General features: G+C 39.9%; 14 protein-coding genes. 9 read left to right on the top strand and 5 right to left on the bottom strand.

The genetic code is table 11. From position 1 onward, the window contains the following. The first annotated feature begins 26 nt into the window (after positions 1–26). Together G0Q07_RS02215 and hcp are read left to right on the top strand one after the other, a co-directional pair. The gene (locus tag G0Q07_RS02215; RefSeq protein ID WP_163344546.1) at positions 27–908 is read left to right on the top strand and encodes an ATP-binding protein; all 882 of its coding nucleotides are present in this window, start codon (positions 27–29) and stop codon (positions 906–908) included. Positions 909–996: 88 nt separating this feature from the next. Beyond that, positions 997–2,652, top strand: a complete 1,656-nt coding sequence (gene hcp / locus G0Q07_RS02210) for a hydroxylamine reductase (protein WP_163344545.1) — start codon at positions 997–999, stop codon at positions 2,650–2,652. A gap of 97 nt (positions 2,653–2,749) precedes the next feature. Here hcp and G0Q07_RS02205 read toward each other — a convergent pair whose 3' ends face one another. Next, entirely contained in the window at positions 2,750–6,004 is a 3,255-nt protein-coding gene (locus G0Q07_RS02205; RefSeq protein ID WP_246223017.1) for a ligand-binding sensor domain-containing protein, read from the bottom strand. Positions 6,005–6,637: 633 nt separating this feature from the next. On the opposite strand from G0Q07_RS02205, the gene fbaA reads away from it, so the two are divergent. Continuing rightward, positions 6,638–7,714, top strand: coding sequence for a class II fructose-bisphosphate aldolase (gene fbaA / locus G0Q07_RS02200; protein WP_163344543.1), 1,077 nt, complete (start codon positions 6,638–6,640; stop codon positions 7,712–7,714). A gap of 200 nt (positions 7,715–7,914) precedes the next feature. On the opposite strand, the gene G0Q07_RS02195 is transcribed toward fbaA, so the two are convergent. Then, on the bottom strand, positions 7,915–9,351 hold the full coding sequence (locus tag G0Q07_RS02195; RefSeq protein ID WP_163344542.1) for an MltF family protein: 1,437 nt from the start codon (positions 9,349–9,351) through the stop codon (positions 7,915–7,917). 222 nt (positions 9,352–9,573) lie between these two features. On the opposite strand from G0Q07_RS02195, the gene G0Q07_RS02190 reads away from it, so the two are divergent. The 6 genes from G0Q07_RS02190 to G0Q07_RS02165 all read left to right on the top strand — a co-directional run bounded on the left by G0Q07_RS02190 (position 9,574) and on the right by G0Q07_RS02165 (position 19,930). Beyond that, entirely contained in the window at positions 9,574–11,658 is a 2,085-nt protein-coding gene (locus G0Q07_RS02190; protein WP_163344541.1) for a tetratricopeptide repeat-containing sensor histidine kinase, read from the top strand. Positions 11,659–11,965: 307 nt separating this feature from the next. Beyond that, positions 11,966–14,404 carry a DUF4982 domain-containing protein gene (locus G0Q07_RS02185; RefSeq protein ID WP_163344540.1) on the top strand — a complete coding sequence of 813 codons (2,439 nt, stop codon included), beginning with the start codon at positions 11,966–11,968 and terminating at the stop codon, positions 14,402–14,404. Between the two features lie 15 nt (positions 14,405–14,419). After that, a complete protein-coding gene (locus G0Q07_RS02180) occupies positions 14,420–15,856 on the top strand; it encodes an arylsulfatase (protein WP_163344539.1) in 1,437 nt (478 codons plus the stop codon). A gap of 9 nt (positions 15,857–15,865) precedes the next feature. After that, the gene (locus tag G0Q07_RS02175) at positions 15,866–17,440 is read left to right on the top strand and encodes a sulfatase (protein ID WP_163344538.1); all 1,575 of its coding nucleotides are present in this window, start codon (positions 15,866–15,868) and stop codon (positions 17,438–17,440) included. Between the two features lie 107 nt (positions 17,441–17,547). Beyond that, a complete protein-coding gene (locus tag G0Q07_RS02170; RefSeq protein ID WP_163344537.1) occupies positions 17,548–18,477 on the top strand; it encodes a hydroxypyruvate isomerase family protein in 930 nt (309 codons plus the stop codon). Between the two features lie 589 nt (positions 18,478–19,066). Continuing rightward, positions 19,067–19,930 (top strand): helix-turn-helix domain-containing protein, encoded by an 864-nt coding sequence (locus G0Q07_RS02165; protein ID WP_163344536.1) that lies wholly within the window; start codon positions 19,067–19,069, stop codon positions 19,928–19,930. 227 nt (positions 19,931–20,157) lie between these two features. Here the strand turns inward: G0Q07_RS02165 and G0Q07_RS02160 are convergent, their stop codons facing one another. The 3 genes from G0Q07_RS02160 to G0Q07_RS02150 are packed head-to-tail and all read right to left on the bottom strand — an operon-like array spanning position 20,158 to position 23,466. Further along, positions 20,158–20,823 carry an ABC transporter ATP-binding protein gene (locus tag G0Q07_RS02160; protein WP_163344535.1) on the bottom strand — a complete coding sequence of 222 codons (666 nt, stop codon included), beginning with the start codon at positions 20,821–20,823 and terminating at the stop codon, positions 20,158–20,160. Between the two features lie 23 nt (positions 20,824–20,846). Further along, positions 20,847–21,032, bottom strand: coding sequence for a GxxExxY protein (locus G0Q07_RS02155; protein WP_163344534.1), 186 nt, complete (start codon positions 21,030–21,032; stop codon positions 20,847–20,849). Positions 21,033–21,090: 58 nt separating this feature from the next. Further along, positions 21,091–23,466 carry an ABC transporter permease gene (locus G0Q07_RS02150; protein WP_163344533.1) on the bottom strand — a complete coding sequence of 792 codons (2,376 nt, stop codon included), beginning with the start codon at positions 23,464–23,466 and terminating at the stop codon, positions 21,091–21,093. Between the last annotated feature and the right edge of the window lie 88 nt (positions 23,467–23,554).

Genomic DNA, 23,554 nt, shown 5'->3' with positions numbered 1-23,554 from the left:
TAAACTTAAAGAAAAGAACAAGAAATATGATACGAGAGATAATTAAAATAGATGATGATTTATGCAACGGATGCGGAGTTTGTGTTCCAAATTGTCACGAAGGAGCTCTCCAGATAATTGATGGAAAAGCACGACTGATAAGCGAATTAATGTGCGACGGACTGGGCGCCTGCATTGGTCATTGCCCGGAAGGTGCAATTACCATTGAAAAGCGCGAAGCCGATGCTTACGACGAAATTGCAACCATTTCGCAAATGGTAAAACAAGGAAAAGCCACGATGTTTGCGCACTTAAAACATTTGCAGGATCATAATGAAACCGATTATTTGCAACAGGCATTAGGATTTATAAAAGCCAATCGTGAGAACATGCCTTTTGAAATCAGCGAAGTGCACGAACTACTCCACGGAGCGAAAGAAGAAAATGCAGCTGGCGGTGGTTGTTCCACAGGCGGATGTCCGGGCTCGGCACCAATGGCTTTTGATGCGGGTGGTTTAAAAATGGCCGCTCCTGCTTCTGCTGCCCCATCGGAACTTTCACAGTGGCCGGTGCAAATGCACTTGATTAATCCGGCGGCAAGCTATTTCCAGGGCGCCGATTTATTGGTAGCTGCCGACTGTGCAGGTTTTGCTTATGGTAATTTCCATAACGACTTTATTAAAGGACGCAAAATGGTAATTGCCTGCCCAAAACTCGACCAGGGAACAGACATCTACGTACAAAAAATGATAAAACTAATTGACGAATCGAAAGTAAACACAATAACCGTAGTAATTATGGAAGTTCCCTGTTGCGGAGGATTATCGCAAATGGTAAAAATGGCCACCCAAATGGCATCGCGAAAGGTACCCGTTAAAGAAGTTGTGATCGGAATTAAGGGCGATGTATTAAGCGAAGAGTGGGTATAAACCGACGAACTTACCCAATTAAGTTGTGATAAAATCAGCACCCTAATCATTCAAATAAAAAGTAATAACAAACTAAAAAAATAGAAAAATGAGCATGTTTTGTTTTCAATGTCAGGAAGCAGCCAAAGGAACCGGTTGCACAATTGCAGGAGTATGTGGAAAAACCAGCGATGTAGCTAATTTACAAGATACATTATTATATGTGCTAAAAGGAATTTGCTGGTACAACGAAAAACTTAGAAATGTTGGCGCCAACCCTAAAAAAGTAGATAAACTTGTTTTTGATGGTTTGTTTAGCACCATTACCAATGCCAATTTCGATGCGGCGGTATTTACAAAACGAATTATAAAAGCACTTCAGTTGAGAAACGAATTGCATGTACTGAGCAAAGAAGCAGGTGTAGCTTTACCCGAAGAATTACCGGCTATTGCAACGTGGACAGGAAGTACTACCGAAGAGTTTGAAGCAAAAGCCGAAGAAGTTGGTGTAATGAGTACTGAAAACGAAGACATTCGCTCGCTACGCGAGTTGATTATTTACGGAGTGAAAGGGCTGGCAGCTTATGCCGAACATGCTTACAATTTGGGCAGCCAAAAAGATGAGATTTTCCAATTTATGCAACGTGCGTTAGTTGCTACGACCGAAGATTTAAGTGTTGACGAACTTGTTGCACTTACTTTGGAAACCGGTAAATTTGGTGTTGATGTAATGGCATTGTTAGATGCTGCCAACACAGGTTCTTACGGAAATCCTGAAGCTACAAAAGTAAATATCGGGGTACGTAATAATCCTGCAATTCTGATTTCCGGTCACGATATGAAAGACATGGAAGAGTTGCTGAAACAAACCGAAGGAACCGGAGTAGATGTGTACACACACAGCGAAATGTTGCCGGCACACTACTATCCGGCTTTCAAAAAATACGAACACCTGGTAGGTAATTACGGAAATGCATGGTGGAAACAAAACACTGAATTCGAAAGTTTTAACGGGCCAATCTTGTTCACTACAAACTGTATTGTTCCGCCAAAAGATTCGGCAACTTACACCAACAGAATTTACACAACCGGTGCATCGGGTCTTGCTGGTGCTATCCATATTCCGGATCGTAAAGATGGCAAGATGAAAGATTTCAGTGCCATTATTGAGCACGCCAAAAAATGTGCTGCACCACAGGAAATTGAAACCGGAGAGATTACTGGTGGATTTGCCCACGCACAGGTTTTTGCTTTAGCCGATAAAATTGTTGACGCTGTAAAAACAGGAGCTATCAAAAAATTCTTTGTAATGGCCGGCTGCGACGGACGTATGAAAAGCCGCGATTATTACACCGAGTTTGCCGACAAATTACCACAAGACACAGTAATATTAACCGCAGGTTGTGCAAAATACCGTTACAACAAATTACCACTGGGCGATATTGGTGGCATTCCACGTGTAATTGATGCGGGACAATGCAACGACTCGTATTCGCTGGCAGTAATTGCTTTAAAACTGAAAGAGGTATTTGAACTGAACGATATTAACGAACTACCAATTGCCTACAACATTGCCTGGTACGAGCAAAAAGCTGTTATTGTATTACTGGCACTGTTGCAACTGGGCGTTAAAAATATACACCTGGGGCCAACACTTCCCGCATTCCTTTCGCCAAACGTAGTAAATGTATTGGTTGAAAATTTCGGAATTGCAGGTATTACTGAGGCTGAAAAAGATTTAGAACAATTTATGAGCGCAGAATAGAAGTTGAAGTGAGAGAGGGACAGTTCTTCCGCTGAAGGACAAATTGGTTGGAGGATTAAAATGGCATCTGCTTTCTAGCGGGTGCCATTTCTTAAACCTACAATTTGTCAAACACCATACTGCTTGTGGGAACTTTAATCCAAAATACGGAACCTTCACCGGGCATGCTCTCCACCCATATTTTCCCATGATGTTTCTCAATAAACTCTTTGCAAAGCATTAATCCCAGGCCACTGCCTTTTTCGCCTTTTGTTCCCTGCATCGTTTCCTGTTTCCCCGGCTGAAATAAAAACTTCATTTTTGTTGGGTCTATTCCAATACCTCCATCCTGAATTCCCAGTGTTATAAAATTCCTGTTCAACTCACCACTAACAAAAGAAACCGTTCCTCTGGGATCACTAAATTTTACTGCATTGGTGAGCAAATTCCTGAAGATGAGCAAAAGCATATTATAATCAGCAAAAACTCGGATTGAATTGTCTTGAATATGGTTTTCAATCGTAATTCCTTTTTTCTCTGCAACTGCTTCAATCTCAAAAAGTGCAACTGCTATAACATCATCCAGCAGAATTGATTTTGGAGAAAACTCGATCACTCCCCGCTGCGACCGTGACCAGTTCAATAAATTTTCGAGCAAGGTAAACGCATTGTCTCCTGCCGTTTTCAGATTTTCCAGAATCTGATCCATCATTTTCTTGTCAAATTTATGGTACCCTTCAATTAAAACATCAGTATAACCCAGAATTACGTTAAACGGATTTCGAAGATCGTGGGCAATAATAGAAAACAATTTATCCTTGGTCGCATTAAGTTCTGCAAGTTCGTTTGTTCTTTTTGCCACAGCCAATTCCAGTTTTTGTTTCTGTTGTTCGAGAGATTTGATACGTAAATGGTTGACAAATAAAAATATACCAACACATACTACAAACAGTATCAACATAAACCACCAGCTTTTCCACCATGGAGGAATGATGGTTATCTTCAATGCAATTCCCGCTTCGTTCCACACTCCATCGCCATTGGCTCCTTTCACTCTTAAGATATACTTTCCCGGATCAAGATTTGTGTAGGTTGTCTGCCGCCGTGATCCACAATAAATCCATTCTTCATCGAAGTTTTCAAGCATATAAGCGTGTTGGTTTTTTGCCGGACTGGCATAATCCAAAACACTGAAATGAAAGGTTAAAACCGCTTTCTTTTCCGGTAATTTTATTTCATCCACCTCAGAAATTATCCTATTAAGTGGTGAGCCCGGTTCATTTGGGTATACAACTTTATTAAAGATCTCCAGTTCGGTAAATTTAACAAGCGGAATCTGAAGATTCTTTTTCAGCTTTTCCGGATAAATAATACTAAAGCCGTTGATGCCTCCAAAATACAAATTGTTATCGGAGTCGATCAGCACACTTCGCGGGCGGAATTCATTGCTCTGAAGTCCGTCATCACTGTAAAAACAATCAAATTTATCCTGGTTGACATTGTATCTGCACAATCCACCTGAGGTTGAAAACCATAGCAATCCTTCGGGGTCTTTTACAATGCCATTTACCGTGTTGTTTGGCAAACCATCATTTACGGTATAGGTTTTATTATCTCCTGTTTTCGGATTAAAATGATATAAACCAGACAGGCTGCCCACCCAAACCGAAGTTGGGTTTTCAACAAAAACATCGTAAATATGTACTGTACTAAGTGTCTCTATTTCTTTCTTCAACGCGCAATCTTCAATTGTATTATTTTCGGGGTAAAACCTCATCAACCCTGAGTTTGTGCCCACAAAAAAGGATTCCTCGCCAGCTCTGCGAATTACATTAACATTATTAACGGAAAGATCGCTGTTGCCGGTATTGAACACTTCCCACTTGTTTTCTTTTGGAAAAAAGCGCGCCACTCCGGCACTAAATGTGGCAATTAATAAATCTGACTGATTTCCCCGACAAATATGATGTAGGTTATTATCAGGAATAGAAGAATTCGTTGTATTATAGACTGTAAATTTATCACTATTCTCATTGTAACGAACTAATCCTGATCCCCATGTTGCCAACCAGATGTCACCATCTTCTCCTTTAGCTATCGACAACACATAATCATTGGGCAAGTTTGAGTTTGTGGTATTAAAATTAGTAAAAGAACCTGTTCCTTTATTCATTATATTAACTCCGCCACCATCGGTAGCCAATACAATTATGCTGTCGTTCATTTCAAAAAAAGCATTTACCATATTATTGGTATTGCTTAAATCTCCCCCTTTAAACTGACTGAAAGAAATTATGGCACCACCGTTCTCAGGAGCTATTTGTATTCCGTTTGAATAAGTACCTATCCACAGGTTGTTGCTTTTATCAATAAACAGACATTCGCCTGAGTAGGTTTTAGTAACCAAGGGATCGGTTTTAGAGGAAAGATAGTGTTCAAAACGCTCTCTATTTTTGTCCAGGCAATAAATACCATCATTTTCAGCCCCTACCCAAAGGTTATTATTTTTATCCACTGCAAGGCTAAGCAGGCGGTTTGTCGAAATGGAAGCAGGATCGTTCGGATCGTGTTTAAAGTTCCTTAACCGCTCTTCACCATCATCGTTCAGCAAAACCTTAAAAAGCCCCTGCGAATAACTGGCAGCCCAAATCGTTCCTGAATGATCTTCAATTATTTTATTAATTCTGACATTGGAATAATCTTCATTATTTTCACCTTTTATTACTTGCTTTATTTCTTTTGTTTTAGTGTTGAGCACAGCAAGTCCGGAAGCAGAGCCAAACCAAAGCCGCCTATCGGAGTCAAGATATACATCATCGATTACCAATCTGTTTTTGCCATTTTCATTTGCGAGTAAATGCTGAATGATATTCTTTTTAGGATCAAAATAAATGATCCCATCAGTGCACGCAATGTACACCGAGCCATTATTGTCAACAGCCAAAGCTCGGGCTTGAATAGTAATATCGAATAAACAAGAAGTTGAATCGGATTTAAAGTTGTGAAATTTATCCAGCTCCGGATCATAAAAACTTAGTCCATCGTTGGTTCCAACATACAAACGGTTATTATTATCCAGACATAATGCCAAAACCAAATCATCGGGTAACGAATTTTTCCCAGCCTCACTATCATCCTTCTGATAAACTTTAAAACGATTACCATCAAAACGATTAAGGCCTTTTCTTGTTCCTATCCAGATAAACCCGTTCTGATCCTGATTGATACAGGTTATGATAGATGAAGACAACCCCTCATCGGTTCCTAAATTATTTAAAGGAAGATAATCAGGTTGAGCAAATGCAAAATTAATCTGAAAAGAAAAAATCAGAATGACCCCGATAATACCTATATACCCTTGTTCTACTATCATCACAACTCACAAAACCAAATTTGCAACAACACAATTCTTCAACAAGGACGACTTAGATGATTGATCCGGAATTCACTTCCTATTGTGTATCAGAGGTATTACGAGAAATCAAACTTAAGAAATATATTTTTACCCACCATAAATTTGCTGATTTATTTTGCACCTATACTATCTCACGTAACATAATAATCCACTTATCACCATTTTTAAGCAATAAAAAACAATGGTTTGAAACCGTCGTTTTACTGTCGGTAGAATAACTTTCTTAAGCTATTTCTGCTTCATCCAAAACGTTTTAATTTTTATGCTTGTACATCTCTTTCAACAAGTCGCGGCCAAATGCCAAGTATTTCCCTGGATAGAACTCACCTGGTTTTCTGACCTTGTTTTGCGTATTAATCAATGATTTTTATTTTTTATGACATGATAATGAATAAAAAACAATGCCTGAGTAGAAGTTGGATAATTACCCAAAACAATATTTAACCTTAAACAAGATAAAGTTACAGCGTTAATTTTCAGATAATTTTGTCGGTTTTAATCATCATTAACAAGGAAAAATTGGTTAACCTAAACTCAAATCTTAATTTTGTGTTCTAATTCTATTTCATATAAAAGTAAAACGATTTAATTATGGGAAAAATAGCCGAAAACGTTAAGCCGGGAGTTGTTACCGGTGCTGACGTACAATTTATTTTCGAAGAAGCCAAAGCCAATCAATTTGCCATGCCGGCAGTAAATGTTGTGAGTTCTTCTTCTGTTAATGCAATTATGGAAGTAGCCAAGGAGGTAAACGCTCCTGTTATGATTCAGTTTTCGAATGGTGGAGCTGCATTTAACGCTGGTAAAGGGTTAAAACTTGAAGGCCATGAAGCGGCCATTTTAGGAGCTGTTGCAGGAGCAAAACATATTCACACTTTAGCTGAAGCATACGGTGTACGTGTGATTCTTCATACCGACCACGCAGCAAAAAAACTGTTGCCCTGGATTGACGGCTTGTTAGATGCCAGCGAAAAACACTTCGAAGAAACAGGCAAACCACTTTTCAGTTCGCACATGCTAGACCTTAGCGAAGAGCCAATTGAAGAAAACATAGAAATCAGCAAAAAATACCTGGAGCGCATGTCAAAAATGGGCATGACACTGGAAATTGAATTGGGTATTACCGGTGGCGAAGAAGATGGTGTTGACAACTCCGATGTTGACGCATCAAAATTGTACACTCAGCCAGAAGAAGTTTGCTATGCTTACGAAGAGTTGAGCAAAGTATCGCCAAACTTCACTATTGCCGCTTCTTTCGGTAATGTACACGGTGTTTACAAACCGGGTAACGTAAAACTCACTCCAAAAATTCTTGATAACTCACAGAAATACATCGAGGAAAAACTGGGAACTGATGAAAAACCAGTGAACTTTGTATTCCACGGAGGATCAGGTTCGACACACGAAGAAATTCGTGAAGCGATTTCATACGGTGTTGTTAAAATGAACATCGATACCGATACACAGTGGGCATACTGGGATGGCGTTCGTGCATTTGAAGCTGCCAACCACGATTACCTTCAAGCACAAATCGGTAACCCTGAGGGCGACGAAAAACCAAACAAAAAATTCTATGACCCACGTGTTTGGTTGCGTAAAGGAGAAGAAGCAATGATTGCCCGTTTGAAAGTGGCATTCGAGGATTTAAATGCTATCGACGTTCAGTAAGTACAATTTACGATAAATAATAATAAGAACCGTTTCTCGATTGAGAAGCGGTTTTTTTATGAAAGTCCCTCAACACTCTCCATTTTTTGTAGCGCAACATAAAAGCGGTTTTCCTTTCATCCCTGTTATTAATTTCGAGAAATTATGAATGTTTGAATGAAATTATTTAAAACTAACAAGGAGTTTTTAGAATGACATTTTTATTCCAACAACTGGGAATAATGCTCGTAGCGACTAAAAATCTGTTTTACGTAACTTACAGGCTCAATCCCTCTCACATAACCATATTTTATAAACGGTTTGTTATAATTTTCGGGGTAGCTTAATTTCAACATCGATTCTTCAACGCATTCGTCCCAGCGATAACTGTCAATTCCTTCCTTTTCTGCCAGCGTTCGGGCATCAACCACATGGCTGTAACCACTGTTATAAGCAGCCATGGTAAACTTAATACGCTGAACAGAATCGGGAATATCAATAAACCGTTTCCACAACACATTCAACACTGTGGTTCCTCCCTCAATACTTTGTTCGGGATCAGTTCTGTCGCTTACTCCATACCGCTCGGCTGTTTGTGGCATCATTTGCATAAGCCCCTTTGCACCAGCCCACGATTCGGACACCGGATTAAATCTTGATTCCTGATATATCAGCGAAGCAAGCAATCGCCAGTCCCAATTCAGTGTATCCGCATACGTTTGTATTAAGTCGTCATATTCACTAATCCGACTATGATTTATACTATAGAAAACACTGTTCTCTCGACGTTTAAACGACCGTTCGTTTTTAAAGTATTTATTATAAATAACGTAATAAGCCACCCCGTCTTTCATCGAGTCGATCCAACCGTTTAGCTCCGTAAGTAACTGATCCGACTCGGGCCTGATAGCCCAGGCCATACGCTGCGAAAAACTAACCGGTACGCGAATATCGAGATTGGGATAATACGATGCATTAATGCTGGCAATATTGTTATCGGCAAACGTATACTTGATTTCGCCGTTACTTACCATTTCAATAATTTTGTCAGTCGATAAATCGCCTGGCAGGGTATCTACATATATTTTTCCGCCCATTTCGTCCATCAGGTTTTCTACCCTGTTTAAATATGACGAGTTGGCCCGCACCGAAACCGTATCATCAATCAAATCAATAGCATCGTGGAGCAACGATTTTTGCAATTTGCTCCATCTTAACCTCCTCCAGTTATCGGGCTTTTTTTGTACCAAAACCTGGTGTGTCAGATACAAGTAATCGGTAAACTGTACCAACTCCTTTCGCTTGCCGGTAACAGTTAATCCATGTGCAATGAGATCAACTTCGCCATTCATCAACATTTGATGCATGGCTTCAAAGTCATTCGAGATCACAATTCTAAATTCAACACCAATATGTTCGGCAAAACGTTTTAGCAATTCGTACTCATAGCCCATGGGCTGCCCGCGGTACAAGAAATAACTGGTACTGCTGTATGTGGTAACAACATTTAATACTCCATCTTCCAAAATCTCAGGTAAATCACGATCAATAATTGGGTGATCTTTTTTGTCTGTGTCTTTTGAATTTTTGTTTGAGGAGCATGCCGCTACCATAAAAAGCAAGACGATGCAAATAATACCAAAGGAATGTTTCAACATACATTTTAGGTTTTATAATGTCTGATCTTACGCCGACAAGGTATAAAAAGAATTAGAAATATGAAATTTATCAGTTTTATGGCCTGTCTTCATGTACATTCATTTTATAACGACACAACCAGCTATATAACATAAAAATAACTCATTAAATTAAGAACATCTAATCTATAATTCTAACTGTATACTTTTGATTTAATTATATTTGCATAACTGTGCAAACCTATGAGAATTCATAAAAAACATATATTACTGAGTTTATTGTTCGTTTTTAGTTTTAGTTTTTCATCTGTTTTTGGTAACGAAACATCCCAAATTGATTCGCTGAAAACATTGGTAAAAACCGAAACCAATGCGGAGATAGTTGTAAATATTTACCTCAATCTGTCTGATTTATACGGTTACTTTAATGCCGACAGCTCGCTTAAGTATGCTGAAAAAGCCCTGGATCTATCAAAAAAAATAAACTATAAATACGGCGAAGGAACTGCACTTTTCTTAATCAGTTATGTTTACGACCAGTTGGGAGATTGGCTGCCTGCGATATCCAACCTCGAACAAGCAATTGATATATTTACCGCAACCAACGATTCACTCTCATTGATAGGATGTTATTTAAACCTTGGCGTTTTATATTCCTACGGAAAAGACCAGGTTCAGGCGCTAAAATACATTATTAAAGCAAAGAATATTTGCGAAGAAACCAACGAGAATTATGCCCTTTCTGAAGCATATGGCAATATTGCTTCGTACTACGAATACTTAAAAGAATACCGCAATAGTCTGCGTTATTACGAAAAAGCACTGGAAGTTGACAAAGCAACAGAAAACATTGGTAACCAAAGCCTAAGCCACACTTCGCTAGGCAATAATTACTTGAAATTAAACCGGCACGAAGAAGCGCTTTTCCATTTGAACGAAGCCCGGAAACTTTTGCCACAAGTTATCGATAAACAACGCGAAATTGAAGTGATACTTGGTTTTATTAATTATTACCTTGAAACAGGAGATCTGGAGGAAGCAGAAACTTATAGTAATAAAATAACCGATTACACCGATCAAAATGAATTTACAAAGCTTGCCGTTGAAATAAATTACGTAAACGGAAAGTACCACCTAAAAAAGAAAGACTTCCGAACAGCAATAATTTACTACGATAAGGCCATTGCGCTGAGTCGGAAACTAGAGAAATACGACTACCTCTCCGACTATTTTAACGAAAAAGCAGAAGCCTATGCCGGTCTTGGGCAATACGAGAAAGCTTACGAAATGATTTCAAAAGCAAAAGAAGCATTTGAGGTATTAAAGCCGGATGAAATAGTAGAAGCATTAGGAAATTTCGAAGCCGACGAAACCAGTCGGGCCGAAAGAAATAAAATAATACTTGAACAACAACTGGCTACGGCCAAAACCGAAAGCGATCAGTTTAAATTTCGTGTAAAAGCCGCCTTTGCAATTATTGCTCTACTGATAATTCTGGTGGCACTTAGTTTTTTCCTCATTCTCCGAAAAAAACATACCGATGAACTAAAAGCCAATTACAACACCATAAACCGCCAAAAATTATTGCTCGAAGAAAACCTCGTGAAACTTGCCGAGGATGAAAAAAACTTAAAAAAGCTAAATGCTACAAAAGACAAATTCTTCTCGATTATTGCACACGATTTAAAAAATCCGTTTAATGTTCTAATAGGTATTTCCGATTTGCTTCGAAATGAAAAGGAGGCACAAAATTCCAATGATTTTGGTGTTCTTATCGACGGTATGTACCAGGCAGCCACCAGTGGATACAAATTGCTGGAAAACCTTTTAGAATGGTCGCGCACACAAACCGGCACCATTAAATTCGAGCCACAGTCGTTTTTTATTCATAAAGTTTTTGAAACCAACAAAGAACTAACCCTTGAAGTTGCCAAAGCAAAAGGAGTCACCATTGAGGTGTCTGAAAAGAAAGCCATGGTTTATGCCGATTACGATATGGTAAACTTTATTGTTCGAAACCTGCTGAACAACGCCATAAAATTCTCGAATAAAAACGGCAACATTGAACTGTTTGCCAAAAAGGATGGCGAAATGCTTCTTGTTACGGTAAAAGATGATGGCATTGGAATGACCCCGGAAATGATAGAAAACCTGTTTAAAATTGAAAATTCAGTGCAACGCGAAGGCACCGCCAAAGAAAAAGGTACAGGTTTAGGCTTAATTCTTTGCCAGGAATTTGTTAAAATAAATGGTGGCAACATTTGGGTCGACAGCGAAAAAGACAAAGGCAGCAGCTTTCAATTCAGTCTGCCACTCTCGCTATCTTAATTGCTCTTTTTCTAAAAATATTGTGTTGCACGATAGGTTCTGAAATGATACAGATGATTGGTTTTCTTTGCATATTTGTACCATACCAGTACCTACCAGTAGAATTATAACTTACGGCAACAAATATTTTACTGAAAACATATGTATGAATAAACATGAATGCATCTATAATAGTAGGTACCATTTGAAATTCTTTTAATGAAAGGGCAAAACAATATGGCAAATAAAATAACCATTAAAGTGTAAGTTTTAACGGTATGAATAGGTGTCGCATTAAAATCTGCTAAAAACAAACAATTAATACCATATGAAATCTTTATTTTCTTTATTCATTATTCTCTTCCTTTTTTCGGCTTGTGCTGAAACAGACAACGAAACACGAAGTAAACAAACACTTGAAAAAGACTGGAAGTTCATTAACCAGGAAGTTACTGACGCTCAACTTCCGGCAACCGCAGTTGATGGCTGGGAAGATGTAAAAGTTCCACACGATTGGGCCATTAAAGGACCATTCGACAAACAAATTGATGCCCAGAAAGTACGGGTTGCACAAGATATGGAGGACGAAGCCCGCCTGCGCACCGGACGCACCGGGGCATTGCCACATATTGGAATTGGCTGGTACCGAAAAACTTTCGAACTCCCTGATTTTGGCCCCGGGAAAAAAGCCCTCCTTGTTTTTGATGGCGCCATGAGTAACGCCGAGGTATACATCAACGGGGAAAAAGTTGGTAACCGCCCATACGGCTACAGCTATTTTTATTTTGATATTAGCGACTTCGTGAACGCCGGCGAAGAAAACTTGTTAGCTGTTCGCCTTGAAAATAAAGAATCATCATCGCGCTGGTATCCCGGTGCCGGAATTTACCGCAAAGTGCAGATAATTGTAAAAGATGAGGTTAATTTTAAACAATGGGGAACGTTTATTACCACGCCTTTTGTATCGAACGAACTGGCGCAGGTAAATTTAAAAGCCGAAGTTAACGGAAGCAACATTAACGTAGTTACCGAAATAAGAGATGCCGAAGGAAATATAGTGGCAACAAACACCACCGACGAAGTTTTTGGTACAAAAACAGAACAAAACATAGCCATTCCCAATCCAAAACTCTGGGATACCGAATCGCCCTATTTATACACGGCTAACATGAAATTGTACAAAGGCAACACGTTAAAAGACGAACAAAACATTCGTTTTGGCGTACGAAGTGTGGTATACGAACGTGGAAAAGGATTGGTGCTGAATGGCAAAGTTACCAAGTTTAAAGGCGTGTGTCTTCACCACGATTTGGGGCCACTTGGTGCAGCTGTTAACAAAGCGGCATTAAAACGCCAGCTTACCATTTTAAAAGATATGGGTTGTAATGCCATCCGTTCGTCGCACAATATGCCGTCGATGGAACAACTGGAACTTTGCGACGAAATGGGATTTCTTTTTCTGGCCGAAAGTTTTGATGAATGGGCAAAACCTAAAGTTGAAAACGGTTACAATCTTTATTTTAACGACTGGGCCGAAAAAGACGTGGTAAATCTCGTTCGCGCAACTCGCAATCACCCCAGCATTGTTATGTGGAGCTCGGGAAATGAAGTTCCCGATCAGTGGGGCACCGAGGGCGTTAAGCTGGCAAAATGGTTGCAGGATATTTTTCACAGAGAAGACCCGACACGGCCTGTTACCGTTGGAATGGACCAGGTTGGCAACACCCTGAAAAACGGATTTGGCGCTATTATGGATATTCCCGGTTTAAATTACCGTTTGCATCTATACGATGAAGCTTACGAACGTTTTCCGCAAGGATTTATTCTGGGATCTGAAACAGCTTCTACAGTAAGTTCCCGCGGAATTTACAAGTTCCCGGTTGAACAGGCGAAAATGAAACGTTACGATGATTTCCAAAGTTCATCATACGATTTGGAAGCTTGCTCGTGGTCGAACATTCCTGATGAAGATTTTTACTGGCAGGATAATTTTGATTGGGTAATTGGTGAGTTCGTCTGGACCGGTTTCGATTATCTCGGCGAACCAACACCTTACAACGAAGCGTGGCCATCGCGCAGTTCGTATTTTGGCATTTGCGACCTGGCAGGTTTACCCAAAGACCGCTACTACCTGTACCGCAGCCGTTGGAACACTGAAGACGAAACCCTGCACATTCTTCCGCACTGGAACTGGGAAGGCCGCGAAGGTGAAACAACGCCCGTTTTTGTTTACACCAATTACAACAGTGCCGAATTGTTCGTTAACGGCAAAAGTCAGGGTGTTCAAAAGAAAAGCAAAGAGACCTTGCTGAACAGAAACCGCCTGATGTGGATGGATGTAAAATACGAACCCGGAACCGTTAAAGTTGTTGCTTTCGACAACAACGGAAATGCCGTTGCAGAACAGGAAATTCGTACTGCGGGAGCTCCTCATCACCTGCAATTATCAGCCGATCGCGATGAGATTACTGCTAACGGAAACGACCTCAGCTACATTACCGTTTCGGTTGTTGACGAAGACGGAAACATTTGCCCCACTGCCACCAATCAACTAAATTTTAAAGTTAGCGGTGCCGGAAAATACAAAGCTGTTTGTAATGGCGATGCTACTTCGCTCGAGTTGTTCCACCTGCCGACAATGAAAGCCTTTAGCGGCAAACTGGTGGTAACCGTTCAATCGGTTGAAGAGGCCGGAGAAATGCAACTGGAAGTAAGTGGAGAAGGACTTGAGCCTGCAACAATTTCGATTAAAACAAAACAGATTTAATACGATTAACTAACTATGAGAAAATTAATCTTACCAACTATTTTTGGCATACTGCTGCTGGCTTGTCAGCCAAAAACAAAAACGACAGAGACACAGCCTGCCAAGCCAAATATTATTTACATTTTGGCCGATGATTTGGGTTATGGGGACCTGAGTTGTTATGGACAAACTCATTTTTCAACGCCCAATATCGATAAACTGGCCGAAAACGGAATGCTGTTCACTCAGCATTATTCGGGCTCAACGGTTTGTGCTCCATCACGTTCGGCTTTAATGACCGGACAACACACCGGGCACACACCGATAAGAGGCAACAAAGAGTGGCAGCCTGAAGGACAATTTCCAATAGTGCCTGATGCAGTCACCATTGCCGAAGCCTTAAAAGAAGCCGGATACACAACCGGCGCTTTTGGCAAGTGGGGATTGGGTTATCCGGGTTCGGAAGGTGATCCGAACATGCAGGGATTTGACGAGTTTTATGGATACAATTGCCAGCGAATGGGACACAATTATTACCCCTATCACCTTTGGCATAATCAGGAAAAGGTTGTTCTTGAAGGTAATTCCGGAAAAAAAACAGAAGCTTACGGACCGGAACTGATCCACAATGAAGCGATTCGTTTTATCGAAAACAACAAAGATCAACCGTTTTTTATGTATTATCCGTCAATAATTCCGCATGCTGAATTGTTTGCTCCTGATGAGTACATTGCCAAATACAGAGGAAAACTTGAGCCTGAAAAAGCTTACATAGGAGTTGATGATGGACCAAATTATAAACAAGGCGGATACGGTTCGCAACAGGAGACACACGCAGCATTTGCTGCTATGGTTGACTATCTGGATATGCAGGTTGGCGAAATCGTTGCCAAACTGAAAGAGCTGGGAATTTACGAAAACACCTTGATCATATTTACCTCAGATAACGGTCCGCATTTGGAAGGTGGAGCCGATCCTGATTATTTCAATTCAAACGAACCTTTGAAAGGTTACAAACGCGACTTGTACGAAGGTGGTATTCGTGTACCGATGATTGCAATGTGGGACGGAAAAATTAAAGCTGCCAGTTCAACCGATCACATTTCTGCATTTTGGGATGTATTTCCAACCGTGGCGGAAGTTACAGGCATTTCAACTCCCGATTCGATTGACGGAATTTCGTTTTTACCCACTCTGCTTGGAGAGAAACAAGCGGAGCAACACGATTATTTATACTGGGAATTCCATGAAAAAGGAGGAAGACAGGCGGTTAGAAAGGGTGACTGGAAACTCGTGCGTTACAACGTTTTTACACCCGAGAAGACGACTACCGAATTATACAATCTTACCACCGACGTGGGCGAAGAGAACAATGTTGCCAGCGATCATCCGGAGTTGGTCGAAGAGCTAAGTGCTCTTATCGAGAAATCACACACCAAATCTGATCTTTTCAAATTCGGAAATGAAGAATAAACTAACATTATGAATAACAAAATCACCTTTCTGGTTATAATTGCGGTTACATTATTTTCATGTGAACCGAAAAAACAAGAGGTTGGCTTACCCAATGTTCTTTTTATTCTGGTTGACGATTATGGCTACACCGACTGCAGTGTAATGGGCAGCAAATACTACGAAACACCCAACATCGACCGTATTGCACAAGAAGGGATGCTATTTACCGACGGCTATGCAGCTTGTCAGGTTTGCAGCCCGTCGCGAGCCAGTATTTTAAGTGGAAAATTCCCGGCGCGGCATGGTATTACCGACTGGATCGGCGCAAAAACCGGCGAAGAATGGAGCAATACAGGCAGGGCCACAAAACTGCTTCCTCCTGAGTATGTCCATCATCTTCAGCACAGTTATACCACATTGCCCGAAGCAATGAAGGAAGCTGGTTATAAAACTTTTTTTGCCGGCAAATGGCATTTGGGCGAAAAAGGATCGTGGCCCGAAGATCATGGCTTTGACATCAATAAAGGCGGCTGGGATGTTGGTAGTCCAATTGGCGGTTATTTTTCTCCATGGACAAATCCAAACTTACCGAGTGGCCCCGATGGCGAAAACCTCACCATGCGACTGGCAAAAGAAACCGTCAACTTTATAGAAAATCACAAAGACACTGCTTTTTTTGCTTACCTGTCGTTTTATGCCGTGCACGGTCCCATACAAACCACACAGAAAAAATGGGCAAAATACCGCGACAAAGCAGAAGCAATGGGAATAGCGGAAACAGGATTTGAAATGGGCCATTTTCTACCCATCCGCCAACACCAGGACAACCCTATTTATGCCGGGCTGGTGGAAAGCACCGACGATGCCGTGGGTTATGTGCTGGATGCATTAGACCAACTAGGTTTAGCCGAAAATACCATAATCTGTTTTACCGGCGATAATGGTGGCGTGGCAGCCGGCGATGCATTTGCTACCTCGAATAAACCGCTGCGTGGCGGAAAAGGATATCAATTTGAAGGCGGTATTCGCGAACCATTTTTTATCAAAGTTCCCGACGTGGGTAATGGTCAGAAATGCAACACACCTGTTACAGGAACTGATTTCTACCCCACAATTCTTGAACTTTGCGGAGCCGATTTAAAACCGGAAGAACACACGGACGGAGTTAGTCTTGTTCCACTTTTAAAAGGCCAATCGCTTGCAGAACGCCCTTTAATCTGGCATTACCCGCATTACGGAAACCAGGGAGGCGAACCCTCATCCATTATCCGTTTGGGCGATTGGAAACTCATTCATTATTACGAAGATGGCCGTGAGGAATTATACAACTTGAAGAACGACTTGGGTGAGCAAAACGATCTGGCTATTGAAAATCCCGACAAAGTGAGAGACATGAGTCGACAACTTTTTGAAATGCTGCAGGAAATGGGGGCTCGTTATCCAACACAAGATCCAACATGGACAGCGGAGCGCGAAAAGGCGCATCGGCAAAAAGTAATCGATAATAAATGGCCCGCACTGGAAAAAGAACGGCTTTGGATGCTCTCAGAGGATTTCAATCCGGGCAATGATTGGTGGGGAAGTAAAATCACTATTGACTAAGCAAAATATAGTCATATTTCATATCTTTTACGTCATGTTAAAGAGAACATATTTTTTTATGTCTAAAGGACAACAGACAAAACAGCAATAATTTAAACCACATAACCATGGAAAGAAGAAATTTTATTCGTAACGCGGCAGCGGGAACGCTGGCATTCAGTAGTATATCAGGCATTGCAGCTGCATCAGTTTCTGATTCAAAAGTATCAAATTCGGCTAAATTTAAGTTGAAATACGCGCCGGGACTTGGAACCTTCCGCGAACATGTTGGAAAAGATCCGATTGAAAACCTGAAGTTTATTGCCGATCAGGGTTTCACTGCATTTTTTGATAACGGATTGATGTGGAAACCAGCAGAAATGCAGGAAAAGATTGGCAACGAAGCAGCGCGTCTTGGACTCGATATTGGCCCGTTTATCGTTTATGCCGATCATGGCGCCAAATACGGTGTTACTGACGATCCTGAAGTTACTAAAATGTTGGTAACTAAAACCGAAGAAGCTCTTGACGTTCAAAAAAGAACAGGTGCAAAAACAGGATTGATAACATTCGGTATATACGACGAGAAAATGGATTGGGACTATCAAACCATTAATGTAATTAAAAATATGCGTGCTTGTTGTGATGTTGCCGGAACAAGCGGACTGGATTTAGTTATGGAACCACTAAACCACCAGGTTGACCATCCAAAATTATTCCTTACAAAAATGCCACAGGCAAAAATGATTTGTGTTGCCGTAAATCATCCAAGTTGTAAAATCGTTGATGATTTATACCACCAGCAAATTACCGAAGGCAATCTCATTATGAATATGGATATCTGCTGGGATTATATTGGAGCCTTTCATTGTGGCGATAACCCAGGACGTAAAGAACCCGGAACCGGAGAGATTAACTTTGTCAATATCTTCAAACATATGTACGATAAAGGATATAACGGAACAATTTGCGCCGAACATGGTAAAAGTATTCCCGGAAAAGAAGGCGAAATAGCTTTTATTGAAGCGTACCGGAAAGCCGATTCTTTTGAAGCTTAAAAGTAAAATCCATAAATAACTGAAAAAGGTGGTTGTTAGCAAACCACCTTTTTTCAGTTATTTTTATTCTTAGAGGAGGTGGGCAGTTTTCGGCAACAAATATTACCAAAGAACCGCCAAATATTTTCTACTCATTTTTTCTATGTACTACTCTGAACGTTTTGCGAAGATCGGGTTATCATTTTTAATGGTATCTGCAAATCGTAAAAAGCAAACTCAAAATTGTAAAAAGTAAACATATGTAACATAAATTAGTAATTTTACACTCAAGCCATTTTATTACAATTTAATAATGATACAAGCCATCGCATTATTATCGCCTGTTTACGTCACCCTCTTTTGGGGCTTAAACTTTGTATTTCAAAAAAAATCGGCTAATCTTCCTCGCTGGACACTTGGTGTTTTTTTACTTTTTGCGTGCTTATTATATGTTTCTCATGTTATTTTTTTCTCACGATTCGACCACTTTTATGCTTTTTTCGAAAGCATCTACTTATGTGCCGCATTGTCACTTTATCCTATTTTTTACACCTACATATTACAATTAACGACCATACGTCTTAAATTCCCACAACATCTGTTTCATTTCTTGCCGAGCATTATTTTTGGATTATCTACTTTAATTTTAACACTAATACTTACGCCCGAAGAACGTATTTTGTATGTCGAACATATTCTTATAGATACAAACCTGAAAGGAGTTAACTTTAGCACTTTGCCCGGAATTAGAGGATGGAATTTTTTATTCAGCCGAATCATTTTTATTCTGCAAACAATCATTTATCTGATTCTCATTATTCGTATTGCCGTTAAACACGATAAAGTAATTAATAACTACTTTTCAAACACCGAAGGGAAGAAGATTAATTGGGTAAGAAATCTAAGCGTCATTGCCTTTGCCATATCGATTGCGGCGATTATTTTTGCACTGCTTGGCAGGAGCTATTTTATACATCACAACCTTTCACTTCTAATACCCTCTGTTTTTTTCACAACAATATTTTTTCTGGTTGGATACAAAGGAAACATGCAGCGTCAAATTTTGGTTCCCCTGTATGAACCGGAAATTGATAAATCAAAAGAAGAAATAACGTTTTCTTCTAAAGAAGATTTAAAAGGACGCCTTTTGAATTTATTTGAATCGGAGAAAATATACCAGCAGAACGATTTAAGGATCAGCACTGTTTGCAAATCACTTCATACTAACCGTACCTACATTTCGAAGTTGATTAACGACGAATTTGAAATGAATTTTAATGAGTTTGTAAATAAGTACCGGGTTGAAAAAGCTAAGCAACTTTTATTTGCCAGAACCAATAATAAATACACCATGGAATATATTGCTCAACAAGCCGGATTTGGCTCTGTTGCATCATTTTCGCGTGTATTTAAAGACATTGAAGGTACTACTCCGGGTAAATTTCGAGAAAAGCACAAATCCAATATCGAATAAAGAAAATTCTTAAACTGCAAATAGTGTCATTCCCAAAGCTGCAAAATTGCGATGAAAGTAACAGTTGCACTCAAAAGCCTGCGCAAGTCTGTAATAACCTGTGTTCGACTTTGAAGTTCATAATTAATTTTCACCGGTTTAAACCATAGACACGTCATTCCTAAATTGTTTCGAAATCTTGTTTACAGGAAATGCGGAACAATTTTAGCATGACATGCAATAAACAGCTAATCTTCTTTCAAATAACCATCTTTTAAACGAACGATACGATTCCCGTATTTTGCATTTTCTTCCGAGTGCGTTACCTGAATAATGGTCATTCCTTCATCATTTAGTTTTTTCAGCAATTCCATTATCATTTGTCCTTGCTCGCTGTGCAGGTTTCCGGTGGGTTCGTCGGCCAATAAAAGTTTGGGACTACCAACAATGGCTCGTGCAATTGCAACCAGTTGCTGTTGTCCCCCAGATAACTGACTTGGAAACAGATCTTTTTTAGCAACAATATTAAAGCGATCGAGCATATCGGCAACCATGGCTTTGCGTTCTTTTCCTTTTACACCACGATAAATCAAAGGTGTTTCAATGTTTTCGTATACATTCATTTCTTCAATAAGGTGAAAAGCCTGGAAAATAAAGCCGATGTGACTACGGTGATATTGCACTTTTTGTTTCTCTTTTAGCTTGTTAGCCGGATGATCAAGGAACAAATAATCTCCTTCACTGAGTTCATCCAGAAAACCAATAATATTCAGCAAAGTTGATTTACCGGCGCCACTTGGGCCCATTACGGAAACAAATTCACCTTGTTTAATATCAAGATTTACTCCTTTTAAAACAAACGTACGCTGAAACTTTGCGTCGTAGTATTTGTCGATGTTTTTAAGTTGTATCATATAATTTTAATTAATTGTCAGAATCAGGATATGCAGGATTTTAAGATTAGCTGGATTAATGTTTTTTTGAAAAGTCGTTTAGCTTGCAGGCTGGTCGAACCGAAATTAATTAACAAACCAGTTTCAAGATTATAGGCTGACAGGTAATTTAAGCCCTGAGCAAGATGAACATCTTCAAGGTATGTCAAGTCATCATCTATCTTCGTCATTTTCCTCTTTTAAATCTTGTTAATCTTAAAATCCTGCATATCCTGATTCATACATTTTCTATTCATACCTTAACGCTTCTACCGGGTTACGTGTTGCAGCACGCCAGCTGTGCCAGCTAACGGTAAGTAATGCAATTCCCAAAGCCATTATTCCTGCCAGTGCAAAAATCCACCAACTCACATTGGTTTTGTAGGCAAAATTCTCAAGCCACTTACTCATGGCATAAAAAGAAAGTGGAGTAGCAATAACAAATGCAATTAACACCCATTTTACAAAACTCTGATTCAACAATCCCAGTATTTCTGAAACCGTTGCACCGTTTACTTTCCTGATACCAATCTCTTTGGTTCGTTGCTGCGAAATAAACAAGGCCAACGCACTGATTCCTATAATACTAATAAGTACTCCGATGGTTGAAAAAGCAAAAAGGATTCGACTTAAAATGGTTTCTGCTTTATATTGTTGAGCAATTTTTTCATCGATAAAAAAGTAGTCGGGTTCCTGATTGGGGTAATATTCGTTCCAGGTGTTTTTTATGGCCTCCATACCGGCGTGCAAATTATTAATTCGTACGTGTGTAAAACGTGCCCTGCTTCCTCCTTCATCGAGCCAAAACGCAAAATCGCCAATACTTTGGTGTGCCGAACTGTAATTAAAATCTTCAGCAACCCCAACAAAATTAATGCGTGTTTCTCCCAGCTCTAAGGGTTGTGCATTTGAATAGGCAATAAGATTATCCATACTTCCGTGTTTCTCCATCAATCGTTCGTACAAATGATTGTTTATTACCATTCCCCGCACGGTATCGGCATCCGGTTTAACCCAGTTATGTACGAGTTTAATATTCATGGTTTTGAGGTAGTCGTAGTTGGCAAAAACAAATTCAGCAGTACCTTCAATTCCCAGTCCTTCCAAATCCATTCCCTGCGCCGGATAACCAAAATGTTGTGCCGTCATTCCTACTGAAACCACCTGGCTTTGTTTTTCCAATTCGCGGGCAAAAACAGCGGGGTCCTTCGAGAAATCTTTCAGATAGAGCACAACCACATTTTCCTTATCGAAACCCAATGGTTTATTTAAAACAAAACTGATCTGCTTATTTACCAACAAGGCTCCTGAAACAAGAATAATCACAATCGTTACCTGCACAACTAGCAAGGATTTCAGCACATAACTGCCCGAAAAATTGTTACGCCCTGCCAAAATATCGATGGCTGAACTGCGTGCCAGTAAAAATACTGCCACAAAAAAGGCAGTGAGCAATAGACAAGTGATTAAAACTCCAATAATGGTAAGATATACAACCGGCTCTGAAAAATAAATAGCGAATTCAATCTCGAACAAACGGTTAATCATTGGCTTTAAACTTTCAATCGCCAATAATGAAATGCCAATGGCCGTCATACAAACCAAAAACACTTCCATTAAAACTTGCCTAACCAATTGAAGTTTCGTGGCTCCTATCGATTTTTTCAGGCCCAGCTCTTTTGATCGTTTTATCAATTTGGCAATGGAAAGGTTGGTAAAATTCAGCAACGAGATCGCTAGAATGACAAATGAAATAGGGATAAACAAGCCAATATTTATCTTGCTTGAACTTTCGCGTAACTCAAAACGGTAATCCGATTTTAAGTGAATATCATCCATAGGAAACAAGGCGAAACCATATTCCTGCGGACCGGGTGTTGTTTTCAGGCTGCTGCTATTGTAAAAAGTAGTCACCTTATCAGCTATGAGCTTTGGATCTGCGTCTTTCTGAAGTTTGAAATAGTTATAAGTCCACTGTATTTTTCGGTCGGGCAGCGAAGCAAAACGTTCTTGCAATCCCCCTTTTTGAGAGATCAGCAATTCGTATTTGAAATGAGTTTTTGGATGTGTATTTTCGACCACTCCCCTAATTTCGTAATCGCCCAAATCCCTTGTATATTGTAGTGCTTCAATTTTTATAGCTTGCCCAACAGGATTTAGGTTGCCGTAATATTTCCGGGCAAAATCTTCGGTAACAAAAACGGTATTGGGTTTCGAAATTTCTGACAAATCACCAACCACAGGCACTACTTCAAATAGCTCCATAAATGCCTCATCAACCGACATAATATCCTTTTGTGAGATGGAGGTTTCGCCCATTTTTATGGTCCCCTCCCCGCAATGCGAAAACTGAGTAGCCAGCTCCACTTCAGGAATTTCTGCAGAAGCGGCATAAACAATTCCCATACTACGCGCCCACGCCGCATTATCTAATCCTCCGGGAACTGAAGTAACACGATAAATAGTTGAATGATTTGAAAAATGCTTGTCGAAGCTTTTTTCGTTTGAAACGTGGATAAACAAAATCAGGAAAGACGAAATACCAATCACCAATCCGAAGATGTTGATCAGCGAAAAAGCCTTGTCTTTAAAAAGGCGCCGTATGGTAATTTTTAGATTGTACATTTATTCGTATTTAAGATCCGGCATTTGCCGTTAGTTTTGTTTATCAGTTTATTAACCAACTCTTGTGCCTTAAATACTAAAGACTGAA

The sequence above is a fragment of the Draconibacterium halophilum genome (assembly GCF_010448835.1).
GTDB classification, from domain to species: Bacteria; Bacteroidota; Bacteroidia; order Bacteroidales; family Prolixibacteraceae; genus Draconibacterium; species Draconibacterium halophilum.
Note: the sequence above shows the minus strand (reverse complement) of the source record. Positions and strands in the feature narration are given on the sequence as shown.

Coding starts and splice junctions, on each gene's coding strand:
- G0Q07_RS02160 (WP_163344535.1), bottom strand. CDS start 20,823: ATGATACAACTTAAAAACATCGACAAATACTACGACGCAAAGTTTCAG.
- fbaA (WP_163344543.1), top strand. CDS start 6,638: ATGGGAAAAATAGCCGAAAACGTTAAGCCGGGAGTTGTTACCGGTGCT.
- G0Q07_RS02190 (WP_163344541.1), top strand. CDS start 9,574: ATGAGAATTCATAAAAAACATATATTACTGAGTTTATTGTTCGTTTTT.
- G0Q07_RS02185 (WP_163344540.1), top strand. CDS start 11,966: ATGAAATCTTTATTTTCTTTATTCATTATTCTCTTCCTTTTTTCGGCT.
- G0Q07_RS02180 (WP_163344539.1), top strand. CDS start 14,420: ATGAGAAAATTAATCTTACCAACTATTTTTGGCATACTGCTGCTGGCT.
- G0Q07_RS02215 (WP_163344546.1), top strand. CDS start 27: ATGATACGAGAGATAATTAAAATAGATGATGATTTATGCAACGGATGC.
- G0Q07_RS02205 (WP_246223017.1), bottom strand. CDS start 6,004: ATGATAGTAGAACAAGGGTATATAGGTATTATCGGGGTCATTCTGATT.
- G0Q07_RS02155 (WP_163344534.1), bottom strand. CDS start 21,032: ATGACGAAGATAGATGATGACTTGACATACCTTGAAGATGTTCATCTT.
- hcp (WP_163344545.1), top strand. CDS start 997: ATGAGCATGTTTTGTTTTCAATGTCAGGAAGCAGCCAAAGGAACCGGT.
- G0Q07_RS02175 (WP_163344538.1), top strand. CDS start 15,866: ATGAATAACAAAATCACCTTTCTGGTTATAATTGCGGTTACATTATTT.
- G0Q07_RS02150 (WP_163344533.1), bottom strand. CDS start 23,466: ATGTACAATCTAAAAATTACCATACGGCGCCTTTTTAAAGACAAGGCT.
- G0Q07_RS02170 (WP_163344537.1), top strand. CDS start 17,548: ATGGAAAGAAGAAATTTTATTCGTAACGCGGCAGCGGGAACGCTGGCA.
- G0Q07_RS02195 (WP_163344542.1), bottom strand. CDS start 9,351: ATGTTGAAACATTCCTTTGGTATTATTTGCATCGTCTTGCTTTTTATG.